The sequence below is a fragment of the Rothia sp. (in: high G+C Gram-positive bacteria) genome (genome assembly GCF_015265375.1).
Taxonomy (GTDB): domain Bacteria; phylum Actinomycetota; class Actinomycetes; order Actinomycetales; family Micrococcaceae; genus Rothia.
Window position 1 is genome coordinate 18,228 of sequence record NZ_JABZXW010000017.1, and the last position, 15,779, is coordinate 34,006.

The 15,779-nt window shown below is 63.1% G+C and carries 11 protein-coding genes; 9 read left to right on the forward strand and 2 right to left on the reverse strand.

Annotated elements, in window-relative coordinates:
- Window positions 1-118 precede the first annotated feature (118 nt).
- From HXO69_RS03780 to gatB, 9 genes are all read left to right on the forward strand, one after another.
- Window positions 119-1,048, forward strand: a complete 930-nt coding sequence (locus HXO69_RS03780) for a biotin--[acetyl-CoA-carboxylase] ligase (RefSeq protein ID WP_296545401.1) — start codon at window positions 119-121, stop codon at window positions 1,046-1,048.
- Between the two features lie 105 nt (window positions 1,049-1,153).
- Complete coding sequence (locus tag HXO69_RS03785; protein WP_296545403.1) at window positions 1,154-1,642, forward strand: glucose ABC transporter permease; 489 nt, start codon at window positions 1,154-1,156, stop codon at window positions 1,640-1,642.
- 324 nt (window positions 1,643-1,966) lie between these two features.
- Complete coding sequence (locus HXO69_RS03790; protein ID WP_296545405.1) at window positions 1,967-3,118, forward strand: adenylate/guanylate cyclase domain-containing protein; 1,152 nt, start codon at window positions 1,967-1,969, stop codon at window positions 3,116-3,118.
- Window positions 3,115-4,008, forward strand: coding sequence for a PP2C family serine/threonine-protein phosphatase (locus HXO69_RS03795; RefSeq protein ID WP_296545406.1), 894 nt, complete (start codon window positions 3,115-3,117; stop codon window positions 4,006-4,008). Before HXO69_RS03790 ends, HXO69_RS03795 begins: the two co-directional genes overlap by 4 nt.
- A gap of 197 nt (window positions 4,009-4,205) precedes the next feature.
- Window positions 4,206-6,449, forward strand: a complete 2,244-nt coding sequence (gene ligA, locus HXO69_RS03800; RefSeq protein ID WP_407072256.1) for an NAD-dependent DNA ligase LigA — start codon at window positions 4,206-4,208, stop codon at window positions 6,447-6,449.
- Between the two features lie 697 nt (window positions 6,450-7,146).
- On the forward strand, window positions 7,147-7,908 hold the full coding sequence (locus HXO69_RS03805) for a transglycosylase family protein (protein WP_296545408.1): 762 nt from the start codon (window positions 7,147-7,149) through the stop codon (window positions 7,906-7,908).
- A gap of 215 nt (window positions 7,909-8,123) precedes the next feature.
- Entirely contained in the window at window positions 8,124-8,420 is a 297-nt protein-coding gene (gatC, locus tag HXO69_RS03810; RefSeq protein WP_005507016.1) for an Asp-tRNA(Asn)/Glu-tRNA(Gln) amidotransferase subunit GatC, read from the forward strand.
- A gap of 15 nt (window positions 8,421-8,435) precedes the next feature.
- Window positions 8,436-10,040, forward strand: coding sequence for an Asp-tRNA(Asn)/Glu-tRNA(Gln) amidotransferase subunit GatA (gene gatA, locus HXO69_RS03815; RefSeq protein WP_012903973.1), 1,605 nt, complete (start codon window positions 8,436-8,438; stop codon window positions 10,038-10,040).
- Complete coding sequence (gene gatB, locus HXO69_RS03820) at window positions 10,040-11,545, forward strand: Asp-tRNA(Asn)/Glu-tRNA(Gln) amidotransferase subunit GatB (protein WP_296545410.1); 1,506 nt, start codon at window positions 10,040-10,042, stop codon at window positions 11,543-11,545. Before gatA ends, gatB begins: the two co-directional genes overlap by 1 nt.
- Before the next feature lie 566 nt (window positions 11,546-12,111).
- On the opposite strand, the gene HXO69_RS03825 is transcribed toward gatB, so the two are convergent.
- Complete coding sequence (locus tag HXO69_RS03825) at window positions 12,112-14,289, reverse strand: S9 family peptidase (protein ID WP_296545412.1); 2,178 nt, start codon at window positions 14,287-14,289, stop codon at window positions 12,112-12,114.
- 230 nt (window positions 14,290-14,519) lie between these two features.
- On the reverse strand, window positions 14,520-15,722 hold the full coding sequence (gene rsgA / locus HXO69_RS03830; RefSeq protein ID WP_296545413.1) for a ribosome small subunit-dependent GTPase A: 1,203 nt from the start codon (window positions 15,720-15,722) through the stop codon (window positions 14,520-14,522).
- Between the last annotated feature and the right edge of the window lie 57 nt (window positions 15,723-15,779).

Sequence of the window (15,779 nt, forward strand, 5' to 3'; positions counted from 1 at the left end):
AATTGATATGGTGAGAAATCAACGTGACTCGACTGAAGTCCGCAGGTTTCGGTGACGGGTCGGCGTATTGCAGGGTTGATTGAGGTAGGACAGAAAGGTACCGGCTATGGAGAAGAACATGAACACCCAGAGTGATCATTCGGTTTTGGATGCGCCGCGCATCCGCACCGTGGCGCTGGACGCGGGCTACTCCAGCGTGAACCTCTACGACGAAGTGGACTCCACCACCACCCGCGCCCGCGAGCTACTCATGGGCGGCACCGACCCCGAACGCGAACAGCTCGGCGAGCTCTCCGTCTACGCCAGCCTCTACCAAAGCGCCGGACGCGGCCGCCTCGCCCGCCCCTGGACCGCCCCTCCCGGAGCCTGCCTCGCCGCGAGCATCGTGGTGCGCCCGCACGCCTCCACCGACCCGCTGACCCGAGAACTACCCGAAGACAGCTATCACTGGCTGACCCTCATCGCCGGGCTCAGCGTGGTCGATATTTGGCGCGGCTACGGCGTGAATGCCGCCCTCAAATGGCCCAACGACGTCATCGCGCAGGGCGCTAAGGGCTGCGGAATCCTCGCCCAGCTCGTCCCCGAAAGCGGCGCTAACGAGGGGCAGCGCAGCATCATCGTGGGCATCGGTCAGAACACGAATATGTCCGCCGAGCAGCTGCCTGTACCCACCGCCACGAGCCTGAGCCTGTGCACCGGTGCCGCGGTTGACTCCTCCGAGGTGCTCACCCGACTGCTGAGCATCTTCGCTCGACGCTACCGCGCCTTCGTGCGTGCCGGTGGCGACCCCGAACGCCCCGACCCGCTCAACCCGGAGAGCCTCAGCCTGCTCGACCAGGCACGCGCCGCCACCGCCACCCTCGGCGCCAGCGTGCGCATGAGCCTACCCGACGGAAGCACCGTGGAAGGCGTTGCCGAAGACCTCGACGCGCAGGGGCGCATCCTCATTCGCCGCGAGGACGGCACGCTAGAGCCCTACGCGGTGGGCGATATTGAGCACCTTCGCCCCGCCAACGGTAGCTACGGAGATTTTCAGCAGGCACACTAGAACCAACCACTAAAAATTCAGCCAAAAAATCAGCCCAAAACAATCAGCCCGGCACGGCAACCTCATCAACCCGCACCACCTCAACCAGCACAGCTAAGGAACACCATGCGTTTGCGCGGAAAACTCAACCCCGGTGAGCATGTCATCATTGCGACCCGACAGCACTACGGTGCCCTGCTGCCCACGCTTGCCTACCTGCTGGTTGCTATTGCGGCGGCGACGTTCGCCTCCACTGCGGCTTCTTCGCCCATCCTGAGGACCCTCGGAACCCTCAGCGCGCTGGGTACCCTATTCGGGGCGGTACGCACCGCCTGGCGGTGGGCAACCACCTACTACCTGCTGACCACCCACCGGCTCGTGGTGCGCCGCGGCGTGATGACCCGCAGCGGAGACGAATCCCTCTACCTGGATTCCATGGGGGAGCGTTGGGCAAAACAGCGCGGCCCGGGCGCCTGGCTGGGTTACGGTTCGGTGTACGTGGTCTGCCGCGGGGTGCATCACCGCCTTACCTATGTGCCCGACCCGAAGCGCTTTGAAAAAGAAATTAAGGCCGCCCGACGCGACTACTACGCCCTGCGCGCTCGCTATATTTAGGGCTTCTTCGCCTCTGTCACCGACCCGGGCGGGAACTGTCGGGTTGGCTCAGAGCCTAAACCCGCCGCTAAATCTGCCGAAAAAATGCGGATTAGAGTATTCTTAAATGTGAATTACTCCACTAAACTATCCTGGGGTGCGGGCGCTTTTGTGACCCAAACACCACCGCGGAGGGGTATATTAACAAGGCGCTACACGGTGAGCATCATCGCAGCGACGCAATGCGAAACCCGCAGAGCACAACGAGGTACCACGTAACCTAGCGCCACCACGGTATAGACCAGACAGTATTTTCCGGCAGGGATGAAAGGAGCGGCAGCGGCAATGAGCACGGCAGACCGCCACGAACCTGCGCACTCGCCGCAGGACACCGGCGCCACCATGGGCCCCGAAACCCAAATGCTCAACCTCCGAATCCTCCAGAACCTCGCCCAGAACAATATCTATCGAGACGAGGAATCTAAGGCAGGAATCCGAGAGCTCGAAAAATCCCTTCTGGGCCAAGGCCGCCGCTACACTCCCGTACAGGCTGCCGAATACGCCGGAATTCCCCTCGAAACCGCACAGCGCATCTGGCACAACATGGGCTTCCCGACCATCGCCGAGCACGCGCCCTACTTCACTGAAACCGACGTGCAGATGCTCGCCGACCTGCAGAAGCTGGATGAATCCGGCGATATTCGCATGGAGTACGTAGCGTCCCTGGTTCGTGCCGAAGGCCAACTGACCGACCGTACCGTTGCCTGGCAGATTGAGGCGCTGGTGCACAACATTATGGTCACCGAAAACCTCGACGACAATGATGCCCGCCGCAAGCTCCTTAAAGACTTCCCGCGCTACCTCGAGGTTCTCGAGCGCCTGGCGCTGTACGCGTACCGCCGTCAGATGTACGCCGGAATCCTGCGCCTGGGATTGCGTGAGAACAATGTGACCACCTCCGGCCTCTCCCGCCTGCCCCTGGTACGCGGCGTGGGATTCGTGGATCTGGTCTCGTACACCTCCCTGGTGCGCAACCTGGACGCCGCAGCCCTTTCCCAGCTCATCAACCACTTTGAGCAGAGCTGCCTGGACGTCATCGCGCCCCTGGGCGGTCGCATTATTAAGACTCTCGGTGACGAAGTTTTCTTCCTCACCGAAACCCCGGACGCTATCGCAGAAATTAGCCTGCGTCTGTCCGAAAAAATCGGTGCCGACCCGCAGCTGCCGGATGCACGCGTCGCCTTCATTTGGGGCGAGGTTCTGGCGAACCGCGGTGACGTGTACGGCTCCAGCGTGAACCTGGCCGCGCGCCTGGTCTCCCTGGCCGAACCGGGTACCGTGCTGACCGATAATGAGACAGCAAACACGCTCCGACAGGTGGGAAATCGCTACAATCTCACCTCTCAGGGAACGCGAAACGTTAGAAGCTTTGGTAACGTAGACCCCGTGGCGGTGACTCGTCGCGTGAACTACACAATGGAGATAGACCTCTCATGACTGAACTGAAACTACGTACCGGTGGTGCAACGCACCGCGGCGCACATCGAGAAAACAACGAAGATTCGATGGTCGTCGCCGGTTCCCTTTGCGTGGTCGCGGACGGCATGGGAGGCCACGAGGCAGGCGAGGTTGCTTCGCGCCTGTGCGTGCGTCAGCTCGCCTACTCGCCCTTCTTCACTATGCCCGGTGGCCGTAGCGAAGAGGAACAGCAGACATATGCTGAGCGTCTCGCCGCTATTGACGAGGAAGACCCCACCAAGCGCCGCCGCCGCGCGAACACCCTGCTCAACAACGAAATTGTGGGCACCCTCAACCGCCTGCACGACATCATTGGCGAAACCAACGAGGAGATTAAGCAGGCGCTTTCCCGCTCCGGAGGTACGACTGTGACGGGTGCCTGGTTGACTCGCATTGGCGACCGTAACCTGTGGGTTATCTTCAACGTGGGTGATTCCCGCACCTACCGCCTGCTGCGTGAGGACGAAGGTATTCACCACTCCGCCATGGAGAAGCTGCCCGGTTCCGAGGGCTCCGCCTCGCTGGAGCAGGTCACTAGCGACCACTCCGAGGTGCAGTACCTGGTTGACGAGGGTCAGATTACCGCCCTGGAGGCGCTGACCCACCCGCGCCGTAACGTGATTACCCGCGCGCTGGGTACCGGCAACTACTGGGAACCGGACTTCTGGGTTCTGCCTGCCCGCCCCGGTGACCGCCTGATGCTCTGCTCCGACGGTCTTTCCGGTGAACTGTCGCACGAGTACATGGCGCGTGTACTCACTTCGATTCGCCACCCGCAGGACGCCGCTGATGTTCTTCAGCACGAGGCGCTGCGCTCGGGCGGCCGCGACAACATTACGGTGATTGTTGCCGACGCTGTCGAAGCCTAAACGTTATACTCTGTGATTCACCCCGCTCTCTTCGGGTGCTCGTGAGAGTACCTGTAGGAGGCGGGGGTGAACTGTATCTGCGTTCAGCATTGCTGAGAGTAGATTGCTGGGCGTAGATGCGGCGATTATGCGCTCGCGGCCCCAGCAATATGACGAGCGATAGGGGAGCGGCGCGGCAAAAACGTTAAACTGGACGGGTGACTGAGAACAACACCACCCAGCAGACTGCCCCCGCAAAGACTGCGGCGGAGAGCCCCGCCGAGAGCACCGCAGAAAACTCCGCGGAGATTACCGAGGCTCTGCGTGCCGAGTACGCGGAACTGACCGATAAGATTCGTGCCGCCCGCCGCGCCTACTACAACGAGGACGCACCCTTCCTCTCTGACGCCGAGTACGACGCGCTCTACCGCCGCCTCGAAATCATTGAGGCGGAGCACCCGCACCTGATTGCGAACGACTCGCCCACCCAGGAAGTCGGCGGCGAAGCTATCGAGGCCTTCGCGCCCGTCACCCATCTGCAGCGCATGTACTCCCTCGAGGACGTCTTCTCCTTCGAGGAGCTGCGCGCCTGGCTGACCAAGACCGATGAGAGCGTCCGTACCCTCATCGGTGCCGCACCGCAGTGGCTGACCGAGCTGAAGATTGACGGCCTCGCCGTGAACCTGCTCTACCGCAACGGCACCCTCGTGCGCGCGGCAACCCGTGGCGACGGCACCACCGGTGAAGACGTCACCCACAATGTACGCACCATTGCGAGCATCCCGCAGCAGCTGAGCGGCGAGAACCACCCCGAAGAGATTGAAATCCGCGGCGAGGTGTTCATCTCCTCCGCCGATTTTGAGAAGCTCAACGAATCCATGATTGCCGCCGGCAAGAACCCCTTCGCGAACCCGCGTAACGCCGCGGCAGGCTCGCTGCGCCAGAAGGACGCTGCGGTGACTGCCTCGCGCCCGCTGAGCATGTACGTGCACGGCATCGGTTCGCGCACCGGCCTGGATATTGCCACCCAGTACGAGACCTACGATCTGCTCGCTTCCTGGGGCCTGCCTGTGAGCCCCTACAGCGAAATCGCCGCCAACACCGAGGCGGTGTTCGACTTCATTAATAAGTACGGCGAGCAGCGCCACTCCCTGGTGCACGAAATCGACGGCATCGTCATTAAGGTCAACGACTTCGCGACCCAGGCTCAGCTGGGCTACACCTCCCGCGTGCCGCGCTGGGCGGTGGCGTACAAGTACCCGCCCGAAGAGGTGCACACCAAGCTGCTGGACATCCGCGTGGACGTGGGACGCACCGGCCGCGTGACCCCCTACGGTGTTATGGAGCCCGTGTTCGTCTCCGGTTCGACCGTGGAACGCGCCACCCTGCACAACCAGGATGTGGTCAAGGCCAAGGGCGTGCTCATCGGTGACACCGTGGTGCTGCGCAAAGCAGGCGACGTGATCCCAGAGATCGTCGCCCCCGTGGTTGCCCTCCGTGACGGCACCGAACGAGAGTTCGTCATGCCCAGCGAATGCCCCTCCTGCGGCTCGCCCCTGGCACCCGGCAAGGAAGGCGACGTGGACCTGCGCTGCACGAACCCCCGCTCCTGCCCGGCGCAGCTGACCGAGCGCGTGTACTATGCGGCAAGCCGCGGAGCCTTCGACATTGAGGCGCTCGGCTTCGAAGCCGCGAAGGCACTCACCAGCCCCGCAACCCCGGACACCCCTCCGCTAACCACCGAAGCGCACCTGTTCAGCCTCAACATTGAGGACCTGCGCGAGGTCACCATCGAGCGTGAGAAGAAGGCCAAGGGCGTGGGCACCGGAAAGATGGAGCGCGTGCCCTACTTCTACACCAAGCCGACCAAGGCACGCCCCGAGCCGAAGCCCACGAAGAACACTCTGAACCTCTTTGCCGAGCTGGAGAAAGCAAAGCAGCAGCCGCTGTGGCGTGTGCTGGTTGCCCTCTCGATTCGTCACGTGGGCCCGACCGCCGCCCGTGCGCTCGCCGCCGAGTTCGGTTCGATGCAGGCGATCCGTGAGGCTGACCGTGAGCGCCTTGCCGCCGTGGACGGTGTGGGAACCACGATTGCCGACTCGATTATTGAGTGGTTCGCCGAGGACTGGCACGCCGAGGTCGTGGACTCCTGGGCTGCCGCCGGCGTGCGCATGGAAGATTCTCGCGACGAGTCTGTGGAGCGCACCCTGGAGGGCCTGACCGTGGTGGTGACCGGCACGCTGAACGGCTACACCCGTGACGGCGCGAAGGAAGCCATTATTTCTCGCGGCGGCAAGGCGTCCGGCTCGGTATCGAAGAAGACCCACTTTGTGGTTGCCGGTGCGAACGCCGGTTCGAAGCTAGATAAGGCTCAGCAGCTGGGTCTGAAGATTCTGGATGAGGAGGGCTTCACCGCCCTGCTCGAGGGTGGCCCGGAGGCGGTTGAGACTGCCGCGGAGTAGACCCGGTAGCTGGGGCATCTGAATCTGACCCCTGCAATGTATAGAGCATTCAGGCTCTGGAGTGCGTGCTCCAGGGCCTGAATGCCAATTTTTGGCATTTGTAATTACCACAGCTTTTAAGGTGGAAGCGCCATAAAACACTCCCAAAGCGAAGAAATATTTAAAAAATATTTACACGCTGTTCAAAACCCTTAAAGGTGGCGCTCGCCAACCCCGAATCAGAAAGCTCGGCGGGGGAGTGCCTTCCGGATCAAACCCCTAGAAAACCCCGAAATTCCGGGGAAAAACCCTTAAGGTGCGCGGGGTTCAAGGTCCCCATTAATGTTTCCTTCACTTTTAACCTGAAAGAACCCTGGGAGAAGCCGGGGCGTTCGCTGTGAACTTGAAATTGGGTTGGAATCGTAAAAAACCTCGGCTATCTTTGAGACCAGATAGATTCTCGCAAGGGAATCGCCTGTGTGGTTTCAAGCTTGGAATGCTTGAAACGATGCCCGGTTCTACCGCACGTCCCCATCGAGGAAGTACCACCCGGATTCCGCACACTAGTGCAGAATCGCTCACGGTGACATGAAATCGGTGGAGAGCCGCTCACATGGTAGAGCCAGAACATGAGTAACCTACTTCGTTATCAAAGGGTGAGCGGCGGCGCGCTAGAGTTCCGGGGACGGAACGAGCGGGGACGGCCCCAAGGAGCATTATGAAGAACACTTCCATTCGTCGTACCGCAGCAGCTCTCGCCATCGGTGGCGTTGCAGCAGCTACCATGTCGATGCCTGCTGCAAACGCAGTAGACGGTGCTACCTGGGACGCACTGGCACAGTGCGAGTCCGGTGGTAACTGGTCCATCAACACCGGTAACGGCTTCTACGGCGGTCTGCAGTTCACCCAGCAGTCCTGGAACGGCGTCGGCATGTCCGGCTCCCCCGCGACCGCTACCCGTGCACAGCAGATCGAGGCTGGCGAGCGTCTGCTCGCTATCCAGGGCTGGGGCGCATGGCCCGCATGCTCCGCTAAGCTTGGCCTCTACGGCAAGACCGGCGCAGCTCCCACCTACACCGAGCCCACCACCACCGTGGCTGCACAGTCGCAGACCCAGCAGACCTACACCGCTCCCGCGGCACAGGCTGCACCCGCAGCTCAGGCTGCACCCGCAGCAGTTGAGGCTCCCGCAGCTGCACCGGCAGCTCAGGCAGCACCTGCAGCAGTCGAGGCTCCCGCAGCAGCACCCGCTGCACCGGCAGTTGAGGCTCCCGCAGCAGCAGCCCCCGCGGCTGCACCCGTTGCAGCTCCCAAGGCTGCAGCAGGCACCTACACCGTGGTTCCCGGTGACTCCCTCTCGCTGATCGCTGCAAAGCTCGGCGTTGCAGGTGGCTACCAGGCAATCGCAGCTGCGAACACCGACATCATCTACAACGTTGACCTGATCTTCCCCGGCCAGGTTCTGACCATCCCCGCCTAAGGATTAACCCTGAAGCGTAACGTGGAAACGTTGTAGCCCAACGCCCCGCACCTCACACGAGGAGCGGGGCGTTGAGCATTTAACCCCAAAACAGGGGAGAGAAACACCGCCTGAACACACAAACCAGCAGGTAAACCCTCCAACCCCCAATGAGACGGAACACGCAACCTCCACTACACTAGAGAAGAGACAAGAAAACAAACTACGGGAGAACCATGTCTGCCATCACCTTTGAACAGGTCAAGCACCTGGCATCGCTGGCACTCATTGAGATGACCGATGAAGAACTCACCGCGATGGCGTCTGAGCTGGACGTCATCGTCGCATCCGTTGAGACCATGTCGCAGAAAGCAACTGCCGACATCCCCGCGACCAGCCACCCCATCCCCCTCGAGAACGTCTTCCGCGAAGACGTACCCGTCACCACCCTCACCCAGGAAGAGGCGCTCTCCGGCGCCCCCGACGCACAGGACGGCAAGTTCCGCGTGCCGGCAATCCTCGACGAAGACTAAGAGGAGAACAACCAAGTGAACGAACTGATCCAGCTCACCGCCGCAGAAGCAGCAGAAAAGCTCGCATCCGGCGAAATCACCTCCGTCGAGCTCACCCAGGCACACCTGGACCGCATCGCAGCCACCGACGGCGCACCCCTCAGCGACAACCGCGCAGACGGCAAGAGCGGCCTCAACGCCTTCCTGCACATCAACGCCGAAGAAGCACTCGCCACCGCAGCAGCAGTGGACGCAGACCGCGCAGCAGGCAAGGAACTGCCCCCGCTCGCAGGCGTACCCATCGCCGTCAAGGACCTCATCGTCACCAAGGGCCAGCCCACCACCGCAGCATCGCGCATGCTCGAAGGCTGGATGAGCCCCTACGACGGCACCGTCACCCGCAAGGTCCGCGAAGCACGCATGCCCATCCTCGGCAAGACCAACCTCGACGAATTCGCAATGGGCTCCTCCAACGAGCACTCCGCATTCGGCGTAGTACGCAACCCCTGGGCACTCGACCGCGCACCCGGCGGCTCCGGCGGCGGCTCCGCAGCAGCCGTCACCGCCTTCCAGGCACCCCTGGCGCTCGGCACCGACACCGGTGGCTCCATCCGCCAGCCCGCAGCACTGACCGGTAGCGTCGGCGTCAAGCCCACCTACGGCTCCGTCTCCCGTTACGGCGTCATCGCCATGGCGTCCTCCCTCGACCAGGTAGGCCCCGTCGCCCGCACCGTCCTGGACACCGCGCTGCTCCACGAAGCAATCGCAGGCCACGACCCGCTCGACGCAACCTCCCTGCCCGATGAGCCCGGCAACTTCGTTGAAGAAGCCAAGGCAGGCGCAGAAGCAGCACGCAAGCGCGACCTGTCCGGCCTGCGCATCGGCGTCATCAAGGAACTCGGCGGCGGCGACGGCGAAGGCTTCGAAGCAGGCGTCCTCGCACGCTTCCGCGAATCCGTCGAAGAGCTTCGTGCCGCAGGCGCAGAGATCATCGAGGTCTCCCTGCCCTCCGTCACCGAAGCCATCAGCGCCTACTACATGATCATGTCCTCCGAGGTGTCCTCCAACCTGGCACGCTACGACGGCGTCCGCTACGGCCTGCGCGTCGTACCCGAAGACGGCCCCGTCACCATCGAACGCGTCATGTCCGCAACCCGCTCCGCAGGTTTCGGCCACGAGGTCAAGCGCCGCATCATCCTCGGCACCTACGCACTGTCCGCAGGTAACTTCGACGCCTACTACGGCGCCGCACTGCGCGTCCGCACTCTCATCCAGCGTGACTACGCAGCAGCCTTCGAAAAGTGCGACGTGCTGATCTCCCCGACCGCGCCCTCCACCGCGTTCAAGCTCGGCGAGAAGACCGAAGGCGACCCCATGGCAATGTACCTGGGCGACGTCGCAACCGTGCCCGTCAACCTGGCAGGCGTCCCGGCGCTCTCCCTGCCCGGCGGCCTCTCCGAAGAGAACAACCTGCCCGTCGGCATCCAGTTCACCGCACCCGCACGCGAAGACGCACGCCTCTACCGCGTCGGCGCAGCACTCGAAGAACTGCTCACCGCAAAATGGGGCGCACCGCTCTACAAGAGCCTGCCCGACACCGAAACTCTGATCCGCGACTTTGACTTTGGGGGAACCAAGTAATGAGTGAAGAAGTCCTCAGCTTCGAAGAAGCCATCGAAAAGTACGACCCGGTCCTCGGCTTCGAGGTGCACGTCGAGCTGAACACCAAGACCAAGATGTTCGACTCCGCACCCAACGAGTTCGGCGATACGCCCAACACCAACGTCACCCCCGTATCGCTCGGTCTGCCCGGTGCGCTGCCCATGGTGAACAAGACCGCTGTTGAGTCCGCTATCAAGCTCGGCCTGGCACTGGGTTGCGACATCGCAGACAAGTCCTACTTCGCCCGCAAGAACTACTTCTACCCGGACTCCCCGAAGAACTTCCAGACCTCCCAGGCTGGCGGCCCCATCGCGGAAAACGGCTCCCTGGACGTAGAACTCGAAGACGGCACCATCTTCACCGTCGAAATTGAGCGCGCCCACATGGAAGAAGACGCAGGCAAGCTCACCCACGTCGGCGGCGCAGACGGCCGAATCCAGGGTGCAACCTCCTCGCTGGTCGACTATAACCGCGCAGGCGTGCCCCTCATCGAGATCGTCACCCGACCCATCGTCGGCGCCGGCGAACGCGCACCCGAACTGGCACGAGCCTACGTCGCCGCAATCCGCGACATCGTCCGCTCCCTCGGCATCTCCGACGCCCGCATGGAACGCGGTAACGTCCGCTGCGACGCCAACGTCTCCCTCATGCCCAAGGGCGCAGAGAAGTTCGGCACCCGCTCCGAAACCAAGAACGTGAACTCCCTCCGTTCCGTCGAGCGCGCCGTCCGCTACGAGATCCGCCGCCACGCCGCAATCCTCGAACGCGGCGAAAAGGTCACCCAGGAGACCCGCCACTGGCACGAAGACACCCGCGAAACCTCCTCGGGTCGCCCCAAGTCCGACGCCGACGACTACCGCTACTTCCCCGAACCGGACCTGGTCCCGGTCGTCACCAACAGCGAATGGATTGAGCGTCTGCGCGCCGAACTGCCCGAACCCCCGGCAGAGCGCCGCCGCCGCCTCAAGAATGAGTGGGGCTACTCTGACGAAGAGTTCCGCGACGTAGTCAACGCCGGCGCACTCGACGTCATCGAAGAGACCGTCGCAGCAGGCGCAACCGCAGCAGCAGCCCGCAAGTGGTGGATGGGCGAAATCGCCCGCCGCGCAAAGCAGGCTGAAGTTGAGCTCACCGCCCTCGGCGTGGAGCCCGCAACCGTGGTCGCCCTCGAAGCACTCATCTCCGAAGGCAAGATCAACGACAAGATTGCCCGCCAGGTGCTCGAGTTCGTCCTCGCCGGTGAAGGCACCCCCGCCGAAATCGTTGAGGCACGCGGCCTCGCCGTGGTCTCCGACGACGGCGCGCTCACCGCAGCCGTTCAGGAAGCACTGGCAGCAATGCCCGACGTCGCCGACAAGATTCGTGCCGGCAAGATTCAGGCAGCTGGCGCTATCGTCGGTCAGGTCATGAAGGCTACCCGCGGTCAGGCTGACGCCGCCCGCGTGCGTGAGCTGATCCTGGCTGAGTGCGGCGTGGAAGGCTAAGCTTTTCCGCTGACCCGGCTCTAACGAAAGAGGCGCTGTCTCCCGTGTGGGAGGCGGCGCCTCTTTTGCTCTTTTACCTCATGCCAGGTTCTGCGCGGGATGCACGGTTCCGCCTGGACTCTGCACGGAAAGCGGTATTCGTCCTCGTTCCTACAGGGGCACCCGCCCTCGCTTCGCTTCGGGCACCCTGATGTCACTTTCGGACGATACCGCCTTTCCGCGCTGGGGTACTGTGCGGGTGCGGCCGCGTTTTCCGGATGCGCCCTCAGGGTGTCAGCCGGGCGCTCTCACCCCCAGCTGGAGCGTGTCGGTGCACCTTCCGGAAGCGACATCAGGGTACCCTCTCGGGTGCTCTCCGCAGCGAAGCAAGGAGAGAGCGGAGCGCCCGAGAGGGTGGGTTCCCCTGTAGGAGCGTAGGAAGGTGCGCACCGGCCGCATCATTAGGTAAGGGGAGAGGAACGAGGACGAACACCGTCCCCCCCCCCGCGTAGCGCAACGTGCTGAAACGAAGAACGCTCCGTCCGTATCACTTGGATACAGACGGAGCGTTCTATTTAAGAGATGAGTTACTCAGTAACGCCGAGGTTGGTCAGCAGGAACGCGTAATCCCACGCGATTTCACGCCAACGTGTGTACCTGCCGGAACCACCACCGTGACCGCCCGACATGTCAATCTTCAGCAGCGGCACCGGCGACGACGGGTCAATCTGCTCACGCAGCGCCGCAATCCACTTGGCGGGCTCCACGTAGAGCACGCGGGTGTCGTGCAGGCTCGTCACCGCAGCAATTGCCGGGTAGCGGACCGGGCGGATGTTCTCGTACGGGGTGTACGACTTCATGTAGGCGTAGACCTCGGGGTCCTCAATCGGGTTGCCCCATTCTTCCCACTCCATCGCCGACAGCGGCAGCTCCGGGTCGAGGATGGTGGTCAGCGCATCCACGAACGGCACGGCAGCCAGGCAGGCGGCGTACTTTTCGGGGGCGAGGTTCAGCACGGCGCCCATGAGCAGGCCGCCCGCGCTACCGCCGTAGCAGCCGATACGCGCCTCATCAGCCCACGGCTTAGCCGCAATGTAGCTGGTGACGTCCACAAAGTCGGTGAAGGTGTTCTTCTTCGCGAGCTTCTTGCCGTTCTGGTACCAGGAGCGTCCCATCTCGCCGCCGCCGCGAATATGCGCGATGACGTAGATGACGCCGCGGTCCAGGATCGACAGCATCGGGATGGAGAACATCGGGTCCATGGACGACTCGTACGAGCCGTAACCGTACTGGATGACCGGGTGCGGCTTGCTCATGTCCAGGTCGGCGCGGTGAATCACCGAGATCGGGATGAGCGTGCCGTCCGCGGCCGGTGCCCAGTCGCGGTAGGCGCGGTAGTCCTCGCGGTTGTAGCCGCCCAGCACCGGGGTTTCGCGGCGTAGCAGCAGGGTCTGCGACATGGGGAAGTAATCGTAGACGCGGCGCGGAGTCAGGTACGAGGTGTAAGCGATGCGCAGCACGGGGGAGTAGTTCTCGGCACGCAGTACGGAGGCGGTGTACAGCTCCTCGTCGAAACCGGCAGGTTCCATGAAGGTCACGCCGGCGGGTCGGCGGCGGCGCCACTGGATGGGCAGCTGCTCACGCGGTGCCAGGAAGATGCGGGTGGTCGTGTCTGCGCGGGCGGTAACGACCAGGTGCGTTGCGGTGAAGGTGAAGCCCTCCAGACGCACATGTTCGCTGTGGCGGATGACCGGCACCCAACGCTGTGCGTACTCCTCGAGGCTTTCGCCTTCGCGCGGCATGTCAGCGAGGACCAGCTCGGAGTTCAACGCATTGTAGTCGTGCTGAATCAGCAGGTGCTGCTCGCCGGCAATGTTGAGCGGCTCGGCGTAGTATTCGATGCCCGCGCTCTTGGGGATGAGCAGGGTCGGCTCGCCCTTGGGTTCGCGGGTGGGGACGATGCGCACCTCGGTGTACTCGGAGTTCGAGCTGGTGAGCACCACGGAGGAACGGTCGGAGCTCATAGCGGCGGAGAGCCACATGGTGTTGTCCGGCTCTTCGTAGATGAGGTGGTCTTCGGTGCCCTGTCCGACGTCGTGCACGTAGACACGCCAGGGGCGCCAGGAGTCGTCGGGGACCACGTAGATGAGCTGCTCGGCGTGGTTGATGAAGAAGGAGCCAGCCGCAATGTTGGGGATGGTGTCTTCGAGGAAAGTGCCGGTTTCCATGTTGAGGAAGCGCTGCTCGTAGCGTTCGTCACCCTTCTCGTCCACGGAGATGCTCAGCAGCTTGCCGTTACGCGCAGGCTGGAAGCTACCGAGGGAGAAGAACTCCATGTCCTTGGCGTATTCGTTGCAGTCGAGGATGACGACCTCACCCTCGAGTACTTCGCCGGGGGTGACGGTCGGCGGGGTGTAGCGCACCACCTCGTCGCCTTCGTGCAGGGCGGGGTAGCGGTAGAAGACGGGGTACTGGCCGCCGGGCACCATACGGCTGTAGTACCACCAGTCACCGATACGGTTCGGGACGGTCAGATCCGACAGCAGGGTGCGGTTCTTAATCTCGTTGAAGATGGACTCGCGGAGGGGCTGCTGGTCTGCGGTGACAGCTTCGGTGTATTCGGCTTCTGCCTTGAGGTAGTTGAGGACCTCTTCGCTTTCCTTGTCGCGGAGCCATTCGTAGTGGTCGATGAAGACGTCGCCGTGGTGTTCGCGGCGGTGCTCGACCTTCTTCGGTACGGGCGGGGTGAGGTTCTGTTCAGCCATGCTGCCACCTCTTTCAATGAGTTATGGGTTTGTGAATGGTGTGTGCCGTCTGCGCCCGCCTCTTCAGCCTCCGAGGTGAGGGGGCGGGGACTGTGGGCACGCCTAGTTCTAGTGTATCGAAGAGTGAGGGAGGCTACTATATTGCCGCCTGCGCGGGGTTGCCCGGCTCAGCCTGTGGAAGCCCCGCCGAAGTCTCACCGAAACCTCGCCGCAACGTGCGCTTCCGGCGGCTAGTTGGCGCGCCCCTTAATGGACATGAGGGTGCGGCGGCCCGCCTTGTTCGCCTTCGTGAAGGCGCGGTTACTCTGCCGGTACTCGCGCTCCTGGGAGCGCAGGCGCAGGCGCGCGGATTCCGCCATCATCCTGCGGTAGCGTTCAAAACGCTCGGGGTCGAGGGAGCCGTCGGCGAGCGCCTGCTGCACCGCGCATCCGGGTTCGGAGCCGTGGGAGCAGTCGCTGTACCGGCAGGAGGAGGCGTAGCTGGAGACGTCATCGAAGGTCTCATCAATGGCGGCGCTATCGCTCGTGGCGGCGAGGGCTCGCACGCCTGGGGTATCAATCAGCACTGTGCCAAGTGAGGGCTCTGTGCCGGATTCTCCAGCACCGGGCAGAACAATCATTTGGCGGCTGGTGGTGGTGTGGCGCCCCTTGCCGTCAGCATCGCGGACCGCGAAAGTCGCCTGCACCTGGTTCTCTGAAGCATCTTCGCGGGGGTCGGTTCCGGGGTTGAGTAGGGCGTTGACGAGGGTAGATTTTCCGGCGCCGCTGCGGCCCAGGAACGCGGCGGTACGCCCGGCGACGAGCTCAGCAACCGGGGCAGGGTCGTAGCCGTTATCCGTGCAGACGGTGAGCACCGCATCCACGCCGCTACCCAGGGATTCCCGATACCCGGCGAGCTGTTCCGCCGTCACCAAATCACCCTTGGTGAGAATCAGCGAGACCTGCACCCCGGAAGCATGCGCCAGGGCGGTGTAGCGTTCGATTCGCCCGATGGACGGCTCGGGGAAGCACGGCTCAACGATGCAGAGCATATCCACGTTGGCGGCGACAGACTGATCTGCGGATTCGCGGGTGGCGCTGGGGCGGGTGAGGTAGCTTCGGCGGGGCAGAATCGCGAGGGGCTTATGCTCCGCGGGCTGGCTATCGCTACCGGTTCCGGGGATAGGCTGAGCCAGCACCCAGTCGCCCACGACGGGGTACTCTTCTTCACCGTAGTCATTTTCGACCGAGCGCAGGGGAGCGGAGATCTTCACGAGTTCGCCCCGCTCACAGGTCAGCAGCTCGCAACGGGTGCGGTGCACGGCGCTGACGCGGGCGAGGGTGAAATCCTCGAGAGTACCGTCGAGGGTGAACGCGGCGCGGATTGCTGAGCCCTGCCAGGAGGGGTCGAAGCCGAGGGTCTCTAAGGTGTATGAGGCGGGAGTAATGGTCACAGGAATAGTCTTTCAAGGTTGTGGCGCCCGGTTGGTTGTCATGCCCGGATAGCGCGC

What these genes read in the sequence shown, in the direction of transcription:
- HXO69_RS03805 (WP_296545408.1), top strand. Translation starts at nt 7,147, where the DNA reads ATGAAGAACACTTCCATTCGTCGTACCGCAGCAGCTCTCGCCATCGGT.
- HXO69_RS03790 (WP_296545405.1), top strand. Translation starts at nt 1,967, where the DNA reads ATGAGCACGGCAGACCGCCACGAACCTGCGCACTCGCCGCAGGACACC.
- gatC (WP_005507016.1), top strand. Translation starts at nt 8,124, where the DNA reads ATGTCTGCCATCACCTTTGAACAGGTCAAGCACCTGGCATCGCTGGCA.
- gatB (WP_296545410.1), top strand. Translation starts at nt 10,040, where the DNA reads ATGAGTGAAGAAGTCCTCAGCTTCGAAGAAGCCATCGAAAAGTACGAC.
- HXO69_RS03795 (WP_296545406.1), top strand. Translation starts at nt 3,115, where the DNA reads ATGACTGAACTGAAACTACGTACCGGTGGTGCAACGCACCGCGGCGCA.
- HXO69_RS03785 (WP_296545403.1), top strand. Translation starts at nt 1,154, where the DNA reads ATGCGTTTGCGCGGAAAACTCAACCCCGGTGAGCATGTCATCATTGCG.
- HXO69_RS03780 (WP_296545401.1), top strand. Translation starts at nt 119, where the DNA reads ATGAACACCCAGAGTGATCATTCGGTTTTGGATGCGCCGCGCATCCGC.
- HXO69_RS03825 (WP_296545412.1), bottom strand. Translation starts at nt 14,289, where the DNA reads ATGGCTGAACAGAACCTCACCCCGCCCGTACCGAAGAAGGTCGAGCAC.